This is a genomic window from Streptomyces spororaveus (genome assembly GCF_016755875.1).
In the GTDB taxonomy this organism is placed as follows: Bacteria; Actinomycetota; Actinomycetes; order Streptomycetales; family Streptomycetaceae; genus Streptomyces; species Streptomyces spororaveus.
In genome coordinates this window covers 6,994,475-7,014,224 of sequence record NZ_BNED01000005.1, presented here as the reverse complement: position 1 = coordinate 7,014,224, position 19,750 = coordinate 6,994,475, and the positions used below count along the sequence as shown (strand labels likewise).

Genomic DNA, 19,750 nt, shown 5'->3' with positions numbered 1-19,750 from the left:
TTCTCGAACCGGAGAACCACTGTGCCCAACAGGACGCCCCTGCTGTCCCCCCAGGGGAAGGCCGTCGTCATCACCGGAGCCTCCTCCGGCCTCGGCGAGGCCTGCGCCCGCCACCTCGCCCGCGTCGGCTTCCAGGTCTACGCCGGGGTCCGGCGCACCGAGGACGCCGAGCGGCTCGCCGCCTCCGGGGCCGCCCGGCTCACCCCCGTCGTCCTCGACGTCACCGACGAGGCGACCGTCCGCGACACCGCGGACCGGATCGCCGAGGAGACCGCGGACGCGGGTCTGTTCGGCCTGGTCAACAATGCGGGCATCGCGGTGACCGCACCGCTGGAGTGCGTCGCCCCCGAGCTGCTGCGCCGCCAGCTCGACACGAACGTGGTCGGGCAGCTGTCGGTGATCCAGGGGCTCCTTCCGCTGCTGCGGACCGGCGCCGGACGGATCGTCAACATCACCTCCGGTCTGGGCAATGTGGCCATCCCCTACATGGGGGCGTACGCGGCGGCCCAGTTCGCCAAGGAGGCCCTCAGCGACGCGCTCCGGCGCGAGCTGGCGCCGTTCGACATCCCGGTGTCGGTCGTTCAGCCGGGCGCGATCATGACGCCGATCTGGGACAAGATGTCGCTGGAGGCGACCCGCACCCTCGACGATGCCCCGGAGGCGGTGTCGGAGCTGTACCGCGACACCTTCCTGCGCTTCCTGGAGACCAACGAGCATGCGGCGCGCACCAGCGGCACCACCGCCGACGACGTGGCCCGCACGGTGATGCGGGCGCTGGTGAGCAAGCGGCCGCGGACCCGGTACGGGGTCGGCAAGGACGCCACGGGCGGCCGGCTGCTCGCCCGGCTGCTGCCGGACCGCGCGATCGACAAGGTCTTCGGCGGCATCGTCACCGCCGACGCTTCCTGAACGGCCGCTCGCCCGGCCGGGCGGCCGTTCCGCCCGGATCCCCACTGTCCCCTGCGCAACCCCTCACAGAGAAAGAGTCCCTCCATGACCACTTCCCCGCAGGACCTCAAGGACCTCTTCCGCCACAGCCTGGAGCTGCTCTCCAGCGGGCGCGTCGAGGAGTGGGTCGGCCTGTTCGCCGAGGACGGCATCCTCGAATTCCCCTACCCCGCCTGGGGTTTCCCCGGCCGGATGCAGGGCCGTGAGCAGCTGCTCGGCCAGATGGCCATGTTCGGCCAGCAGCTGAAGGTGGAGTTCTCCGAGCCGGAGTTCTACGCCACGGCCGAGGACGGCCTGGTGATCGCCGCGTTCACCGGCGAGGCCACCCTGCTGGCCACCGGCGGCCAGTACACCCAGACGTACCTGTCGGTGGTCCGCTTCGAGGACGGCAAGATCAAGCTCTACCGCGACTTCTGGAACCCGTGGCTGGTCATGGAGGCCGCGGGCGGCGAACTGCCCTGGAAGCAGGCACTCCAGGCGCTCGCCGGCAACGCCGCCGCCTCCTGACCCGGCCGTAGGCCCGGCCCCGGTCCCCCGGTCCCCCCGGTCCCCCACCCTCCGGTCCCCCACCCCCCGGCTCCCGGCCCTTCGTTCCGGCAACACCGCCCTTTCGTACCCGACAGGAGACAGGCTCCACATGATCAACCAGCACGGCATCGGCAGCAGCGCGGCGGCGGACACGGACCGGGCTCCGGACGGGCCGATCGCGGTGATCGGCCTGTCCTGCAGGTTGCCCGGGGCCGACGGGCCCGCGGCGTTCTGGGAGCTGCTCGCCTCGGGCCGCGACGCGATCGGTGAGGTTCCGCAGGGCCGGTGGGAGCCGGGGGCCGGCGGCACGGTGGAGCGGCGCGGCGGATTCATCACGGACGCCGAATCCTTCGACGCGGCCTTCTTCGGCATCTCGCCGCAGGAGGCCCTGGCCATGGACCCGCAGCAGCGGCTGGTCCTCGAACTGGCCTGGGAGGCCCTGGAGGACGCCCGGATCCTGCCGGGCAGCCTCGACGGCAGCAGCACCGGCATCTTCGTCGGCGCCATCTGGGACGACTACGCCAAGCTGCTGCACGAGTACGGCGCCCCCGCCATCAGCCAGTACAGCGTGACCGGCACGCACCGGGGCATCATCGCCAACCGGGTCAGCCACGCCCTCGGACTGCGCGGGCCGAGCATGACCCTCGACACCGCCCAATCCTCCTCGCTGGTCGCTGTGCACGCGGCCTGCGCCAGCCTGCGCAACGGCGAGTCGACCACCGCGCTGGCCGGCGGGGTCAACCTGAACCTGATACCGGAGAGCACCCTCGCCCTGACCCGCCTCGGCGCGCTTTCCCCCGATGCCCGCTGCCACGTGTTCGACGCCCGCGCCAACGGGATCGTGCGCGGCGAGGGCGGCGCCCTCGTCGTCCTGAAGCCGCTGTCCGCGGCGCTGGCCGACGGTGACCCCGTGTACTGCGTGATCCGGGGCAGCTCCGTCAACAACGACGGTGCCACGCCCGGTCTGACCACCCCGGGCGAGGAAACCCAGAGCGCGGCGCTGCGGGCCGCCTGCCGACGGGCCGGCATCGACCCGGCCGACCTCCAGTACATGGAGCTGCACGGCACCGGCACCGCGGTCGGCGACCCGGTCGAAGCTCGTGCGGTCGGCGCCGTCACCGCCCCCGGCCGGGCGGACGACCGCCCGCTGCGGGTCGGTTCCGCCAAAACCAACGTCGGTCACCTGGAGGCCGCCGCGGGCGTCGTCGGCCTGCTGAAGGTGGCGCTGAGCATCCATCACCGGGCGTTGCCGCCCAGCCTCAACTACGAGATCCCCAACCCGGCGATCCCGCTGGACGAGCTGCGCCTGCGGGTCCAGGACGAGCTGGCCGACTGGCCGCACGAGGACGCCCCGCTGCTGGCCGCCGTCGGCTCCCTCGGCCTGGGCGGCACCAACTGTCACATGGTCCTGGCCGAGGCCCCGGTCGGGTCCGACGCCGAGGCCGATACGACCGCCGAGGCCGACGCAGGGCAGGAGCCGGGCACCGCGCTGCCCTGGGTGCTGTCCGGCCGCACCGAGGCCGCCGTACGCGCCCAGGCCGGCCGGCTCGCCGACCACCTGGACGCCCACCCCGCCATCGGGACCGCCTCCGCCGGTCTCTCCCTCGCCACCTCCCGCACCGCCTTCGAGCACCGGGCCGCGGTCGTGGCCGGTTCCCGGGCCGAGCTGCTGGCCGGGCTGCGCGCCCTGGCCGGTGGGCTGCCTTCCCCGTACGCCGTCGCCGGTACCACCCGGCCGGGCCGTACCGCCGTACTGTTCGGCGGCGGCGGCAGCCAGAGCGTGGGCATGGGCCGGGACCTGTACGCGGCCCACCCCGTCTACGCCGCCGCCTTCGACGCGGTCTGCGACGAACTCGACCGGCACCTCGACCGGCCCGTCCGCGAGCTGATCTTCGCCGCGCCCGGCAGCCTCGAGGCCGAGCTGCTCGACCGTACCGACTACGCGCTGCCCGCTCTGCTCGCCGTCGAGGTCGCCCTCTACCGGCTCTACGAGAGCTGGGGCGTGACCCCCGACTACGTCACCGGCCACTCGATGGGCGAGCTCGCCGCCGCACACGTCGCCGGAGTGCTGTCGCTGCCCGACGTGTGCACCCTGGCCACCGTACGGGCCCGCCTGATCCAGTCCCGGGCGGGCGGCGCGATGGCCGCGGTACAGGCGGGCGAAGAGGAGGTCCTCGCCTCCTTCGGCGAACTCGCCGGGTACGCCGGCGCCGTCGGCATCGCCGGTCTCAACTCCCCGGACGGGACCGTCGTCTCGGGCGACGAGGACGCCGTCCTCGCTGTGTGTGCGTACTGGAGGGAGCGGGGCCGCAAGACGAAGCGGCTCGCCGTCACCGTCGCCGGGCACTCCCCGCACATGGACGCGATCCTGGAGGAGTTCCGGCGGACCGCCGAGAGCCTCCGCTACTCCCCGGCACGGATCCCGGTTGTCTCGAACGTCACCGGAACGATCGCCACCGACGAGCAGCTCACCGACCCCGGTTACTGGGTCCGGCACATCCGCGCCACCGTGCGCTTCGCCGACGGGGTGCGCGCGCTGCGGGACGCCGGGGTCACCACCTTCCTGGAGCTGTCCCCCACACCGGTGCTCACCCAGGCCGTCACTGCCACGCTCGAAGGCGCCGAACCGCGCCCGGCAGCCTTCGCCGCGATGGTGCGCGACCGCGACGAGCCGCAGTCCGTGATGGCCGCACTCGCCCAGCTGCACACCGCCGGGGTGGCCTGCGACTGGCACACCGTATTTCCGGCGGGGACACCGCTGAGCCCGCTTCCGCCGTACGCCTTCCAGCGCAAGCGCTACTGGCCCGACCCGGCCGGCCGCACGCGGGCGAACGGGTCCGGCTCAGACGGGCTGCATGCACTCGGCACCCCCGGCACCGATGAGGACAGCGGGCCGACGGCCGGGCTGCGGCGGCGTCTGGCCGCCCTGTCCGAGGCCGAGCAGGAACGTTCCCTCCTGGAGTTGGTCGGCGCGGCCGCCGAGGTGGTGCTCCAGCAGCCCGGTGGTGAAGGCCTCGACCCGCAGGCCGTGTTCTCCGAGCTCGGGTTCACCTCGCTGCGCGCCGTCGAGCTGCGCAACCACCTGGAGACGGCAACCGGACTGCGGCTGCCCGCCTCGCTGCTGTTCGACTTCCCGACCCCCGCCTCGCTCGCCGCCCGCCTGCGGACCGAGCTGACGGCGTCATACGACGTCCAGGGCGTGCCGGAACAGCGGGAGCAGACGCCGGGCGCAGGTGCCGACGCTGTCGTTGCCGCCGACGAGCCGATCGCGATCGTCGGTATCGGCTGCCGCTTCCCGGGCGGGGTCACCGGTCCGGAGGGGCTGTGGCGGCTGGTGGCCGAGGGCCGCGACGCCATCTCCGGCTTCCCGGAGAACCGGGGCTGGGACCTGGAGTCCCTCTACGATCCCGACCCGGAACGACGCGGTACCTCCTACACCCGTCATGGCGGGTTCCTCCACGACGCGGACCGGTTCGACGCGGAGTTCTTCGGAATCAGTCCGCGCGAGGCGCTCGCGACGGATCCGCAGCAGCGGCTGCTGCTGGAGACGGCGTGGGAGGCGTTCGAGCGGGCGGGCATCGATCCGGCCAGCCTGCGCGGCACCCGCACCGGCGTGTTCACCGGCCTGATGTCCCCCGACTACGGGCCGCGGCTGCACGAGGCCGTGGAGGACACCGACGGCTATCTGCTGACCGGCAGTTCCAACAGTGTGGCCTCGGGCCGGGTGGCTTACACCTTCGGGTTGGAGGGGCCGGCGGTCAGTGTCGACACAGCGTGTTCCTCGTCGCTGGTCGCCATGCACCTGGCCGCCCAGGCCCTGCGCCAGGGCGAATGCTCCCTGGCGCTGGCCGGCGGCGTGACCGTGATGTCGACGCCGGGCACGTTCGTGGAGTTCAGTCGGCAGCGCGGGCTGTCCGAGGACGGGCGTTGCAAGGCCTTCTCCGACGACGCCGACGGCACCGGCTGGGGTGAGGGTGCGGGTCTGCTGCTGCTGGAACGGTTGTCGGACGCACGGCGCAACGGGCACCAGGTCCTCGCGGTGATCCGTGGCAGTGCCGTGAACCAGGACGGGGCGAGCAACGGCCTGACCGCACCGAACGGACCTTCACAACAGCGTGTGATCCGTCAGGCACTCGCCTCGGCCGGACTGAACGCAGCTGACGTCGACGTGGTCGAAGCCCACGGAACGGGCACACGACTGGGTGACCCGATCGAGGCCCAGGCCCTGCTGGCGACCTACGGTCAGGAACACAGCGACGACAACCCGCTCTGGCTCGGCTCCGTCAAGTCGAACATCGGTCACACTCAGGCCGCGGCAGGAGCCGCGGGTGTGATCAAGATGGTCATGGCGATGCGGAACCGCACCCTGCCCGCGACCTTGCACGCCGACACCCCGTCCACCCGCATCGACTGGCAGGCCGGCGCGGTGAGCCTCCTCACGCAGGCACGCCCGTGGGAACCGGCCGACCGGCCCCGCCGGGCCGCCGTCTCCTCGTTCGGCATCAGCGGCACCAACGCCCACATCATCATCGAAGAACCCGAAACCGAACCCGCACCTGTGGCCGTGGCTGTGGTGGAGCCCGTAGCCGAGGGCGCCGGGCGGCCCGCGCTGTGGCCGCTGTCGGCCTCCGGGCTGCCGGCGCTGCGCGCGCAGGCCGCCCGGCTGCGGGACCTGCTGGCCGGGCAGCCGGACAGCGATCCACTCGCCGTCGCCCACGCCCTCGCCACCACCCGGGCCGCGCTCAGCCACCGTGCCGTGGTCGTCGGCACCGACCGTACGGAACTCCTCACCGCACTCGACGCGTTCGCCCAAGGGGACGATGTGGCCGGTGTCCGGACCGGGGTGGCCCGGCATTCCGGTCGGCTCGCGGCGGTCTTCTCCGGTCAGGGGTCTCAGCGGGTGGGTATGGGACGGGAGCTGTATGCCGCCCAGCCTGGCTACGCTGCCGCGTTCGATGAGGTGTGCGCGGCGTTGGACGTGCACCTCGACCAGCCGCTGGCCGGGATCGTGTTCGCGGAGGCGGACTCCCCTGAGGCGGCTCTGCTGGATCTGACCCAGTACGCCCAGCCTGCGATCTTCGCCTGCGAGGTCGCCCTGTACCGGCTCCTGGAACACTGGGGCATGCGCCCCGATGTCCTGGCCGGACATTCGATCGGCGAGGTGACCGCCGCCTATCTGGCGGGCGTGTGGTCATTGGAAGACGCGGCCGCTCTGGTGGCGGCGCGTGGGCGGCTCATGCAGTCCGCACGTCCGGGCGGAGCGATGGCCTCGGTCCAGGCCCCGGAAGCCGACGTGGCCGCGGCCCTGCCGGAGGGCGTGGACATCGCGGCCGTCAACGCCCCCGACGCGACCGTGGTTTCAGGCGACGAAGCGGCAGTGGCCGCCGTGGTGCAGCAGTGGAAGACCCAGGGCGTCAAGGCGACACGGCTGCGCGTGAGCCACGCGTTCCACTCGGCACACATGGACAGCGTCCTGGCCGATTTCCGTGCCGTGCTGGAGACACTGGCCTTCCGTGGCGCGGACGTGCCGGTGGTCTCCAACCTGACCGGTGAACTCGCCACCGACGAACAGCTCTGCGACCCCGGCTACTGGGTCGACCACATCCGCCAGGCCGTCCGCTTCGCCGACGGCATCCGCACCCTGCGCAGCCAAGGCACCACCACCTACCTGGAGATCGGCCCCGACGCCGTCCTCACTCCGGCCGTCGCCGCGACCCTGGGCGATGACGAGCGGGTGCGGGTGATCGCGGCCCTGCGGCGCCAGGCCGGCGACGAGAGCATCTCGGTGCTCTCCGCACTGGCCGACGCCCACGCGTGCGGCGCGCTGTCCGTCGACTGGCAGTCCCTGTCCGGCCCCGCCCCGGCGAACCCGCTCGCCCTGCCGACCTACGCCTTCCAGGGCGAGCGGTACTGGCTGGAGCCGGCCGCGACGGCCGGTGACCTGGGCCGGCTCGGCCTGGACGGCGACGGAAGCCACCCGCTGCTGGCCGCCGCCGTCGAACTGGGCGACGAGCAGGGCCTGCTGCTCACCGGCCAACTCTCGCTGCGCACGCACCCGTGGCTCGCCGACCACGCGGTCGGCGGGCAGGTGCTGCTGCCGGGCACCGCCTTCGTGGAGCTGGCGCTGCACGCGGGAGACCGGTCCGGCTGCGGCGTACTGGACGAACTCACCCTCGAAGCACCCCTCTTCCTTCCCGAGCGGGGTGCCGTACAGCTCCAGGTGGCGGTGAAGGCTCCGGAAGCCGACGGCCGGCGCACGGTGACCGTGCTGTCCCGGCCGCACCGCGGCCCGGGGACGAGCGGCGTCGACGCGCCGTGGACGCGGCACGCATCGGGCGTGCTCGCCGAGGAACCCGTCGGCTCCGAGACCGCACCGGCCGCCGCGTCCGGGGCCTGGCCGGTTCCGGGTGCCGAGGCCGTGTCCCTGGCCGACGCATACGCGGTGCTGGCCGGACTGGGATACGACTACGGCCCGGTCTTCCAGGGCCTGACCGGCCTGTGGCGGCGGGGCGAGGAGCTGTTCGCCGAAGTCCGGCTGCCCTCGGAGGCCTCGGGCACCTCCGCCGGTGCATTCGGCCTGCACCCGGCGCTGCTGGACGCGGCCCTGCACCCGTTCGTCCTGGCGGACGCCACGACGGCCGGAGCCGGCGGGGCGCCCAGGATCCCGTTCTCCTTCTCCGGCGTACGGCTGCACGCCGTCGGCGCGGACTCGCTGCGGGTGCGCATCGCCCCGACCGGCGACAGCACCGCCACGCTGACGCTCACCGACGGTACGGGCGCGCCGGTGGCCGAGATCACCGAGCTGATGTTCCGGCCGCTGGCCACGGGGGCCCGGGCCGACAGCGGGGACCGGCTGCTGGCCCTGGAATGGGTGCCGCTGCCGCTTGACGCGGCAGCCGGCGAGGAGCCGGTCGCGTGGGCGGAATACCGGGTGACCGGGCAGTCGGTCCACGCGACCGCCGCGGCGGCGCTGTCCCGAATCCAGGAGAGGCTGGGGGAGGACGACGAGGGAGTACTGGTCGTCCGTACCCGGGATGCGGCCGGTGACCTGGCGGGCGCGGCCGTCCAAGGGCTCGTACGCTCCGCGCAGGCGGAGCACCCCGGCCGGTTCGTGCTGCTGGACACCGACGGCACGGACGTCCCGGCTGCGGCGGTGGCCTCGGCCGTGGCGGCGGGCGAGACCCAGCTGGCCGTGCGCAACGGGGAGTTGTCCGCGGCCCGGCTCGTGCCGGTCGCGGTGGAGGGTTCCGGTGTGGGAGACCGTTCGGTGTTCCGGGCCGGGGGCACGGTGCTGATCACGGGCGGTACCGGGGCGCTGGGTGCGTTGTTCGCGCGGCACCTGGTGACCGAGTACGGCGTGGGCCACCTGCTGCTGGTTTCCCGACGCGGAGCGGCTGCGGCCGGGGCCGGCGAGCTGGCCGAGGAGCTCGGCGCGCTCGGCGCCCACGTCACGGTCGCGGCCTGCGACACCGCCGACCGGGAGGCCCTCGCCGCGCTGCTGGCGGGCATCCCGGCCGCCCACCCGCTCACCGCGGTGATCCACACGGCCGGCGTGCTGGACGACGGCACCCTGGAATCCCTCACCCCGGACCGCCTGGCCCGCGTCCTCGCCCCCAAGGCCGACGCCGCCTGGCATCTGCACGAGCTCACCCAGGATCTGGACCTCGACGCTTTCGTCCTCTTCTCCTCCGTGGCGGGCACCTTCGGCACGGCCGGGCAGGCCAACTACGCGGCCGCCAACGCCGCCCTGGACGCGCTCGCCCGGCTCCGGCACTCCGCCGGACTGCCCGCGACCTCGCTGGCGTGGGGTCTGTGGGCCGAGGCCGGCGGGATGACCGGCGAGCTGGCCGACGCCGACCTGGTCCGGATGCGCCGGGCTGGTATCGCCCCGCTGCCGAACGCCGAAGGGCTGGCGTTCTTCGACGCGGCCCTCGCCGGGACGGCTCCTGCCATGGTCGCGGCCCGCCTCGACCTGGACCAGCTGCGCGGGCGGGCCGGGAACGGCACTCTACCCTCTCTCTTCCGCCGACTGGTCAGGGTTCCGGCCCGCCGCCGGGCCGCCGCCGGCCAGGGCGCGGCAGGGGCCTGGGCGGAGCTGCTGCGTACCCTGCCGGCCGCGGAGCGCGAGCAGACCGCCCTGGCCCTGGTCCGGGCACAGGCCTCGGCCGTGCTCGGGCACTCCGGCCCCCAGGCGGTGCCGACCGACCGGGCGTTCCACGAGCTCGGCTTCGACTCGCTGACGGCCGTGGAACTCCGCAACCGGCTCAACCAGGCCACCGGGCTCAAGCTGCCCGCCTCCCTGCTGTTCGACTTCCCGACCGCGGGCCTGCTCGCCGCCCACCTGCTGGCCGAGGCCGTCGGCACCGGCGAGGACGGCTCCGGCGCCTTGGACGGGGCCTCCGTCACCTCCTCCATCGCCGCCGACGAGCCGATCGCGATCGTCGGTATCGGCTGCCGCTTCCCGGGCGGGGTCACCGGTCCGGAGGGGCTGTGGCGGCTGGTGGCCGAGGGCCGCGACGCCATCTCCGGCTTCCCGGAGAACCGGGGCTGGGACCTGGAGTCCCTCTACGATCCCGACCCGGAACGACGCGGTACCTCCTACACCCGTCATGGCGGGTTCCTCCACGACGCGGACCGGTTCGACGCGGAGTTCTTCGGGATCAGTCCGCGCGAGGCGCTGGCGACGGATCCGCAGCAGCGGCTGCTGCTGGAGACCGCGTGGGAGGCGTTCGAGCGGGCGGGCATCGATCCGGCCAGCCTGCGCGGCAGCCGCACCGGCGTATTCACGGGCGTCATGTACAACGACTACGCCTCGCGGCTCCAGCCGGCGCCCGAGGGGTACGAGGGCATGCTGCTCGCCGGGAACACCGGCAGCGTGGTCTCTGGCCGGGTGGCTTACACCTTCGGGTTGGAGGGGCCGGCGGTCAGTGTCGACACAGCGTGTTCCTCGTCGCTGGTCGCCATGCACCTGGCCGCCCAGGCCCTGCGCCAGGGCGAATGCTCCCTGGCGCTGGCCGGCGGCGTGGCGATCATGTCCACCCCCAACACCTTCATCGAGTTCAGTCGGCAGCGCGGGCTGTCCGAGGACGGGCGTTGCAAGGCCTTCTCCGACGACGCCGACGGCACCGGCTGGGGAGAGGGTGCGGGTCTGCTGCTGCTGGAACGGTTGTCGGACGCACGGCGCAACGGGCACCAGGTCCTCGCGGTGATCCGGGGCAGTGCCGTGAACCAGGACGGGGCGAGCAACGGCCTGACCGCACCGAACGGACCTTCACAACAGCGTGTGATCCGTCAGGCACTCGCCTCGGCCGGACTGAACGCAGCCGACGTCGACGTGGTCGAAGCCCACGGAACGGGCACACGACTGGGTGACCCGATCGAGGCCCAGGCCCTGCTGGCGACCTACGGTCAGGAACACAGCGACGACAACCCGCTCTGGCTCGGCTCGGTCAAGTCGAACATCGGTCACACTCAGGCCGCGGCAGGAGCCGCGGGTGTGATCAAGATGGTCATGGCGATGCGGAACCGCACCCTGCCCGCGACCTTGCACGCCGACACCCCGTCCACCCGCATCGACTGGCAGGCCGGCGCGGTGAGCCTCCTCACGCAGGCACGCCCGTGGGAACCGGCCGACCGGCCCCGCCGGGCCGCCGTCTCCTCGTTCGGCATCAGCGGCACCAACGCCCACGTCATCATCGAAGAACCCGAAACCGAACCCGACTTGCCGCCGCGGACGACGGACGGCCCCGGCAGCGGACAGCCGGTGCCCCCGCTGGTGCTGTCCGCCCGCGCCGGGCAGCCGCTGTCCGAGCTGGCCGCCCAGCTGCGCGACCTGCTCGCAGCCGACGCCCCCCACTCCGTCGGCGCGGCGGACGTGGCCTGGGCCCTGCACACGACCCGGGCCGTCTTCGATCAGAGGGCCGTCGTGACCGCCCCCGACCGCGACGGCGTACGAGAGGCCCTGGCCGCCCTCGCCGACGGCCGCCCCGACCCCCGCGTGGTCACCGGCGGCGCCGCCCCCGGCGGCCTCGGCGGCACCGTGTTCGTCTTCCCCGGCCAGGGCTCGCAGTGGGTGGGCATGGCTCTCGAACTCCTGCAGACCGCACCGGTCTTCCGGGAGCGCATGGCCGAATGCGAAGCCGCGCTGGCCGAGTTCACCGACTGGTCGCTGTTCGATGTGCTGCGTGGCGAGCCCGGTGCCCCCGGCTATGACCGCGTGGATGTCGTCCAGCCCGTGCTGTTCGCCGTCATGGTGTCGCTGGCCGCGCTCTGGGAGTCGTACGGTGTCCGCCCGGCCGCCGTGGTCGGGCACTCCCAGGGCGAGATCGCGGCGGCCGCCGTCGCCGGTGCGCTCACGCTCCAGGACGCGGCCCGAGTGGTCGCCCTGCGCAGCCGCGCCCTCGGCGCGCTGGCGGGCACCGGCGGCATGGTGTCCGTCCCGCTGCCGTACGAGGAGACCGAGCAGCGCATCACGGCCTGGCCGGGCCGGCTGTCGGTCGCCACGGTCAACGGGCCCGCATCGTGCGTGGTCTCCGGTGACCCGGAGGCACTGCAGGAGTTGCTCGACGCTTGTGCTGCCGAAGAGGTCCGGGCCCGCCGGATCCCGGTGGACTACGCCTCCCACTCCGCGCACGTCGAGGCGATCGAGGAGGAACTCCTCGGTCTGCTGGCGCCCGTCGTGCCCCGCACGGCACGCACGCCGTTCTACTCCGCCGTCACCGGCGACCTGCTGGACACCCGTCAGCTCGACGCCGCCTATTGGTACCGCAACCTGCGGGAGACCGTGCGCTTCGACCTCGCCACCCGGGCTCTGCTGGAGCACGGACACGGAGCGTTCGTGGAGGTCAGTGCCCACCCCGTGCTGGCCGCGGCCGTGCAGGAGTCGATCGCCGCGGCAGCCGACGAGCGGCCCGGAACGCTCGGAGCCGAGGCGGTGGCCCTGGGCACCTTGCGGCGGGACGAGGGCGGTCTGGACCGCTTCCACGCCTCCGCTGCCACCGGTTACACGGCAGGGCTGGCGGTGGACTGGAGCCCCGCCTTCGCCTCCGCCGCGGGAACCGGATCGGGAGAACGCCCGTACCGGCATGTCGAGCTGCCCACCTACCCCTTCCAGCACGCCTCGTACTGGCTGGAGGGTGTCGCCCGCACCGGCGACATGAACACCGCCGGGCTGCGCCCCGCGGCGCACCCGCTGCTCGGCGCGGCCGTCGAACTCGGCGACCGAAGTGGCCTGCTGCTCACCGGCCGGCTCTCGCTGCGCACGCACCCGTGGCTCGCCGACCACGCCGTCAGCGGCACGGTGCTGCTGCCCGGCACCGCCTTCGCCGAACTGGCCCTGCGGGCGGGGCGCGACGCGGACTGCCCGCACCTGGAGGAACTCACCGTCCACGCACCCATGGTGTTCGCCGAGGGCGCCGCGCTGCGCCTGCAGGTCTCCGTGGGCGAACCGGACGCGAAGGGCCGCCGCGACGTGGCCGTCCTGTCCCGGACCGACGACGAGGATCCGCACGGCACGTGGACCCGACACGCCAGTGGCACCCTGAGCTCCGGCAGCCAGAACTCCACGGCCGGTTCCGTCGGCTCCGCCGATCCGCTGCCGGCCGCATGGCCGCCGCCGGGCGCGGTCCCCGTGGATCTGGACGGTGCCTACGAGCGGCTCGCCGCACAGGGGTACGAGTACGGGCCTGTCTTCCAGGGCCTGCGCGCCCTGTGGCAGCTCGATGACGAGGTGTACGCCGAGGTCGCCCTGCCCGCCGAGGCAGGCGCGGACGCCGGAGCGTTCGGGTTGCACCCGGCGCTGCTGGACGCGGCGCTGCACCCCGTGGTGCTCGGTGCGCTCGGCGCAGTCGAGGAGAGTGCGCTGCCGTTCTCGTGGAGCGGGGTCACCCTGCACGCGGAGGGTGCCACCGCCCTGCGGGTCCGGCTGCGTTCGGCCGGCCGCAACGAGATCTCGGTCTCCGTCGCCGACGTGCTGGGCGGCGTGGTGGCGGACGTGGCCTCGCTGAGCCTGCGCCCTGTGGACAAGGAGCGGCTGCGGACGGCCGGGTCCGGGCGGGTGCCGCTGCTGCGCGTGGACTGGCAGCCGTACTCCGGGTCGTCCGGCACGGGCGGCGAGTTCGACGTTCTGGAGCCTGTGACCGGGAACGGGACCGTCGGCTCGGTGCTGGCGGAGGTGCTGGCCGCGCTCCAGGCCCGGGTGGCCGCCGAGACCGCCGATCCGCTCGTCGTGGTAACGCGGCAGGCCGTGGCCGTGCCCGGGGCCGGTCCGGAGCAGCCGGATCCGGCGGCGGCGGCCGTCTGGGGGTTGGTGCGTTCGGCGCAGACCGAACACCCCGGTCGGTTCGTACTGCTGGACCTGGAGGGGGGCGCGGAGGTGCCCGCGCTGCTGGAGGACACCGCCGAGCCGCAGTGCGCGGTCCGCGGGGGGCGCTGGTTCCTGCCGCGGCTCGTGCCGGTCGCGGTGGAGGGTTCCGGTGCGGGAGACCGTTCGGTGTTCCGGGCCGGGGGCACGGTGCTGATCACGGGCGGTACCGGGGCGCTGGGTGCGTTGTTCGCGCGGCATCTGGTGACCGAGTACGGCGTCAGGCACCTGCTGCTGGTTTCCCGACGCGGAGCGGCTGCGGCCGGGGCCGGCGAGCTGGCCGAGGAGCTCGGCGCGCTCGGCGCCCACGTCACGGTCGCGGCCTGCGACACCGCCGACCGGGAGGCCCTCGCCGCGCTGCTGGCGGGCATCCCGGCCGCCCACCCGCTCACCGCGGTGATCCACACGGCCGGCGTGCTGGACGACGGCACGCTGGAGTCCCTCACCCCGGACCGCCTGGCCCGCGTCCTCGCGCCGAAGGCGGACGCGGCCCGGCATCTGCACGAGCTCACCCAGGACCTGGACCTCGACGCTTTCGTCCTCTTCTCCTCGCTCGCGGGAACGCTCGGCACGGCAGGACAGGCCAACTACGCGGCCGCCAACACCTACCTGGACGCACTCGCCGCCGCGCGGCGAGCGGCCGGGTTGCCCGCGACCTCGCTGGCGTGGGGCCTGTGGGCCGAGGCGAGCGGGATGACCGGTGAACTCACCGGCGCCGACCTGGCCCGCCTGGGCCGCTCCGGCGTCGCACCGCTCGCCGCCGGCCAAGGGCTCGCCCTGTTCGACGAGGCCGTCGCCGGGACGGCTCCCGCCGTGGTCGCAGCTCGCCTCGACCTGGCTGCCCTGGCCCGGAGCAGCGCACCCGTTCCCGTACTCCTGCGGGGCCTCGTACGGCCCGTCGCGCGTCGGGCGGCGGCCGGATCCGCAGCCGACGGCTCGGGCGGCGGTGGACTGGCCGAGCGGCTGCGAAGCCTGTCGGGAACGGACCGGCAGCGGCTGCTGACGGAACTGGTCGGCGCCCAGGCGGCGGCCGTACTCGGCCACGCCGACCCACGCGCTGTGCCGGTGGACCGCCCCTTCATCGATCTGGGCTTCGACTCTCTGACGGCTGTGGAACTCCGCAACCGGCTCAACCAGGCCACCGGGCTCAAGCTGCCCGCCTCGCTGGTCTTCGACCACCCGACCGTCAACGTGCTCGCCGTTCACCTCGCCGGTGAACTCCTCGGCGGTGAAGCGGCCGACACCACTCTCAGCGCCGACGTCGCCGTCGCCGGCCTTGCGGCTGACGAGCCGATCGCGATCGTGGGCATCGGCTGCCGCTTCCCGGGCGGGGTCACCGGTCCGGAGGGGCTGTGGCGGCTGGTGGCCGAGGGCCGCGACGTCATCGGGGACTTTCCCGAAGACCGCGACTGGGACCTGGCCGCACTGCGCGACCCGGATCCGGAGCGCAGCGGCACGTCCTTCACGCGTCATGGCGGGTTCCTGTACGACGCGGACCGGTTCGACGCGGAGTTCTTCGGGATCAGTCCGCGCGAGGCGCTGGCGACGGATCCGCAGCAACGGCTGCTGCTGGAGACGGCGTGGGAGGCGTTCGAGCGGGCAGGCATCGATCCGGCCAGCCTGCGCGGAAGCCGCACCGGCGTGTTCACGGGTGTCATGTACAACGACTACGGTTCGCGGATCACTCGGGCACCGAAGGAGCTGGAGGGCTACCTGGTCAACGGCAGTTCCAACAGTGTGGCCTCGGGCCGGGTGGCTTACACCTTCGGGTTGGAGGGGCCGGCGGTCAGTGTGGACACGGCGTGTTCCTCGTCGCTGGTCGCCATGCACCTGGCCGCCCAGGCCCTGCGCCAGGGCGAATGCTCCCTGGCGCTGGCCGGCGGCGTGACCGTGATGTCGACTCCCACCACCTTCATCGAGTTCAGTCGGCAGCGCGGGCTGTCGGAGGACGGGCGTTGCAAGGCCTTCTCCGACGACGCCGACGGGACGGGGTTCGGTGAGGGTGCGGGTCTGCTGCTGCTGGAGCGGTTGTCGGACGCACGGCGCAACGGGCACCAGGTCCTTGCGGTGATCCGTGGCAGTGCCGTGAACCAGGACGGGGCGAGCAACGGTCTGACCGCACCGAACGGACCTTCACAGCAGCGTGTGATCCGTCAGGCACTCGCCTCGGCCGGACTGAACGCAGCCGACGTCGACGTCGTGGAAGCCCACGGAACGGGTACACGACTGGGTGACCCGATCGAGGCCCAGGCCCTGCTGGCGACCTACGGTCAGGAACACAGCGACGACAACCCGCTCTGGCTGGGCTCCGTCAAGTCGAACATCGGTCACACTCAGGCCGCGGCAGGAGCCGCGGGTGTGATCAAGATGGTCATGGCGATGCGGAACCGCACCCTGCCCGCGACCTTGCACGCCGACACCCCGTCCACCCGCATCGACTGGCAGGCCGGCGCGGTGAGCCTGCTCACGCAGGCACGCCCGTGGGAACCGGCCGACCGGCCCCGCCGGGCCGCCGTCTCCTCGTTCGGCATCAGCGGCACCAACGCCCACGTCATCATCGAAGAACCCGAAACCGAAACCGACTTGCCGCCGCGGACGACGGACGGCCCCGGCAGCGGACAGCCGGTGCCGTGGGTGGTCTCCGCGCCGACCGCCACCGGCTTGCGCGCCCAGGCAGCGGCCCTGGCCGCGCATGTCGAGTCCCGCCCGGAGGAGTCCGGTGCGACCGAGACCGGCCTGGCCCTGGCGACCGGCCGTACCGCCTTCGGTCACCGTGCCGTGGTCGTCGGCACCGACCGGGAGGATTTCCTGACCGGGCTGCGGGCATTGGCCGAAGGCCGTACGGTGTCGTCCCTGGTCCAGGGGCGGCCGGTGGCCGGGTCCCGGCTCGCCGTGCTGTTCGCGGGTCAGGGGTCTCAGCGGGTGGGTATGGGACGGGAGCTGTATGCCGCCCAGCCTGGCTACGCTGCCGCGTTCGATGAGGTGTGCGCGGCGTTGGACGTGCACCTCGACCAGCCGCTGGCCGGGATCGTGTTCGCGGAGGCGGACTCCCCTGAGGCGGCTCTGCTGGATCTGACCCAGTACGCCCAGCCTGCGATCTTCGCCTGCGAGGTCGCCCTGTACCGGCTCCTGGAACACTGGGGCATGCGCCCCGATGTCCTGGCCGGACATTCGATCGGCGAGGTGACCGCCGCCTATCTGGCGGGCGTGTGGTCATTGGAAGACGCGGCCGCTCTGGTGGCGGCGCGTGGGCGGCTCATGCAGTCCGCACGTCCGGGCGGAGCGATGGCCTCGGTCCAGGCCCCGGAAGCCGACGTGGCCGCGGCCCTGCCGGAGGGCGTGGACATCGCGGCCGTCAACGCCCCCGACGCGACCGTGGTTTCAGGCGACGAAGCGGCAGTGGCCGCCGTGGTGCAGCAGTGGAAGACCCAGGGCGTCAAGGCGACACGGCTGCGCGTGAGCCACGCGTTCCACTCGGCACACATGGACAGCGTCCTGGCCGATTTCCGTGCCGTGCTGGAGACACTGGCCTTCCGTGGCGCGGATGTCCCGCTGGTCTCCAACCTGACCGGTGAACTCGCCACCGACGAACAGCTCTGCGACCCCGGCTACTGGGTCGACCACATCCGCCAGGCCGTCCGCTTCGCCGACGGCATCCGCACCCTGCGCAGCCAAGGCACCACCACCTACCTGGAGATCGGCCCCGTGCCGGTCCTGACTCCCGCGGTGGAACGGGTGCTCGACGAGTCGGCGAAGGACCGCCCGGTCGCGGCCGTCGCGGTACCGGACCCGGCGGGTGCCACTGCGGCCATGGCCCGGCTCCACGTGACGGGTGCCGCCGTACCGGAGTGGAAGGCGGTGTTCCCGGCGGCGACGCGACCGGCAGCCGTACCCACGTACGCCTTCCAGCGGCAGCGCTACTGGTTGTCGCCGACGCCGGAGACCCGGACCGCTCCCGCACTGCCGGGGGCCGGGGAGCACCCGGTACTGGGCGGCGGTCTGGACCTGGCGGACGGCAGTACGGTGCACACGGCCCGGCTGTCCGCCGCCACCCATCCGGAGCTGGCAGACCGGGAACTCGGCACGGACGGCACGCTGCTGGGCTGGACACCGCTGGTGCTCACCCGGGAGGCCTCTCTGCGGCTGCCCGCCGAAGGAGCGCTGGACGTGCAGCTGGCGCTCGCTCAGCCGGACCGGCACGGGCATCGCGCGGCGATCCTGCACGCGCGGCCGGTGCCGGCGGCGGGCGGGGCGCCCGGCGCGTGGCAGCGGCACGCAGAGGGCGTGGTGCCGGACGTGGCGGGCTGTGCGCCGGAGGCCGCGCTGTACCGGGTGGACTGGATCCCGGTGCCGCCGGCGGAGGGCTTCGACGGCCAGGGCGACCCGGGCGACCTGCTGGTGTCGGTGCCCGCCCGGGCACAAGCCGCGGCCCGGGAGGCGTTGTCGCAGGTGCAGCGGCTGGCGGCCGGGGCCGACCCCTCGGTACGGCGGCTGGTGCTGGTCACCGAGGGCGCGTGCACGGTCGCGGGTGAGCCGCTGGCTTCGGATCCGGGAGGAGCGGCGGCCTGGGGCTTGGGCCGCAGCGCGCAGTCCGAACTCCCGGGCAGGATCGTGCTGCTGGACACCGACGGGACGCCCGCCTCCCGGGCGGCGCAGTCGGCGGCGCTCGCGCTCGGCGAGCCGCAGCTCGCGCTCCGGGAGGGGACGGCGTACGTGCCGCGCCTGGTCCGGGCCGGGGAGCTCGGTGCCGGGGAGCGTCCGGTCTTCCGGGCCGACGGTACGGCGCTGATCACGGGTGGTACCGGAGCGCTGGGTGGCCTGATGGCCCGGCATGTGGTGACCGAGTACGGTGTGCGGCGGTTGCTGCTGGTTTCCCGTCGGGGGCCGGCTGCCGCCGGTGCGGCGGAGTTGACCGCCGAGCTCGAGGCGCTCGGTGCCCAGGTCACTGTCTCGGCGTGTGACATCGCGGACCGGGATGCTCTCGCCGCGTTGCTGGACGGCATTCCGGCCGCGTATCCGTTGACGGCTGTGATCCACACAGCGGGTGTGCTGGACGACGGCACCCTGGAATCCCTCACCCCGGAGCGTCTGGACACGGTCCTCGCGCCGAAGGCGGACGCGGCCCGGCATCTGCACGAGCTCACCCAGGACCTGGACCTCGACGCGTTCGTCCTCTTCTCCTCGCTCGCGGGAACGCTCGGCACGGCAGGGCAGGCCAACTACGCGGCCGCCAATGCCTACCTGGACGCGCTCGCGGAGCACCGGACAGCTCGGGGGTTGTGTGGCGTCTCATTGGCCTGGGGCCTGTGGGAGGGCGAGGGCATGGGCGGGACGCTCGGCGAAACCGAGCGGGGCCGGCTGGACCGGGCCGGCGTGCGGGCGATGACGGCGACGTCGGCGCTGTGCCTGCTCGACGCGGCGCTGACGCGCGGTGAAGCGGCGCTGGTCGCGGCGGACCTGGACGAGGCGGCGCTGGCGGAGCGCGCGATGGCGGGGGCTCTGCCGAGGGTGCTGTCCGCGCTGCCGTCCGTGTTCCCGGCCGTCGATGCGGCCGGCGAAGGGCGCGACGGTGAGGAGGCCGGCGGTGCGGCGGGCGCAGTGGCCGGACGACTGGTGCTGGACGCGGAGCAGTCGTACGCACTGGTGCTGCGCAGTGTCGCCGAGGTGCTCGGGTACGACGACCCGGATGAGGTGGAGGTCGAGGAGGAGCTGCTCGACCTCGGCTTCGACTCGCTGATGGCGGTGGAACTGCGCAACCGGCTCAACGCCGATACCGGTCTGGTGCTTCCCAGTTCGCTGGTGTTCGACTTCCCGACGGTCGGGAAGCTGGCGGACCACCTTGCGGAGCAACTGGCTCCGCGTACCGGCGACGCGTAGCCAGCGGTGCGCTTGCGCGGTCCGGCCCACGGCCGG

The 19,750-nt window shown here is 73.5% G+C and carries 3 protein-coding genes; all 3 read left to right on the top strand.

All coding sequences use genetic code 11. The annotated features are described in order from the left end of the window. Positions 1-21 precede the first annotated feature (21 nt). The 3 genes from Sspor_RS34205 (at position 22) to Sspor_RS34195 (ending at position 19,714) form a co-directional block, all read left to right on the top strand. The gene (locus Sspor_RS34205) at positions 22-909 is read left to right on the top strand and encodes an SDR family oxidoreductase (protein ID WP_237404149.1); all 888 of its coding nucleotides are present in this window, start codon (positions 22-24) and stop codon (positions 907-909) included. A gap of 84 nt (positions 910-993) precedes the next feature. Continuing rightward, complete coding sequence (locus Sspor_RS34200; RefSeq protein WP_202202543.1) at positions 994-1,455, top strand: nuclear transport factor 2 family protein; 462 nt, start codon at positions 994-996, stop codon at positions 1,453-1,455. A 130-nt stretch (positions 1,456-1,585) separates the two neighbouring features. Beyond that, a complete protein-coding gene (locus tag Sspor_RS34195) occupies positions 1,586-19,714 on the top strand; it encodes a type I polyketide synthase (protein ID WP_202202542.1) in 18,129 nt (6,042 codons plus the stop codon). The last annotated feature ends 36 nt before the right edge of the window (positions 19,715-19,750 follow it).

What these genes read in the sequence shown, in the direction of transcription:
- Sspor_RS34200 (WP_202202543.1), top strand. Translation starts at nt 994, where the DNA reads ATGACCACTTCCCCGCAGGACCTCAAGGACCTCTTCCGCCACAGCCTG.
- Sspor_RS34195 (WP_202202542.1), top strand. Translation starts at nt 1,586, where the DNA reads ATGATCAACCAGCACGGCATCGGCAGCAGCGCGGCGGCGGACACGGAC.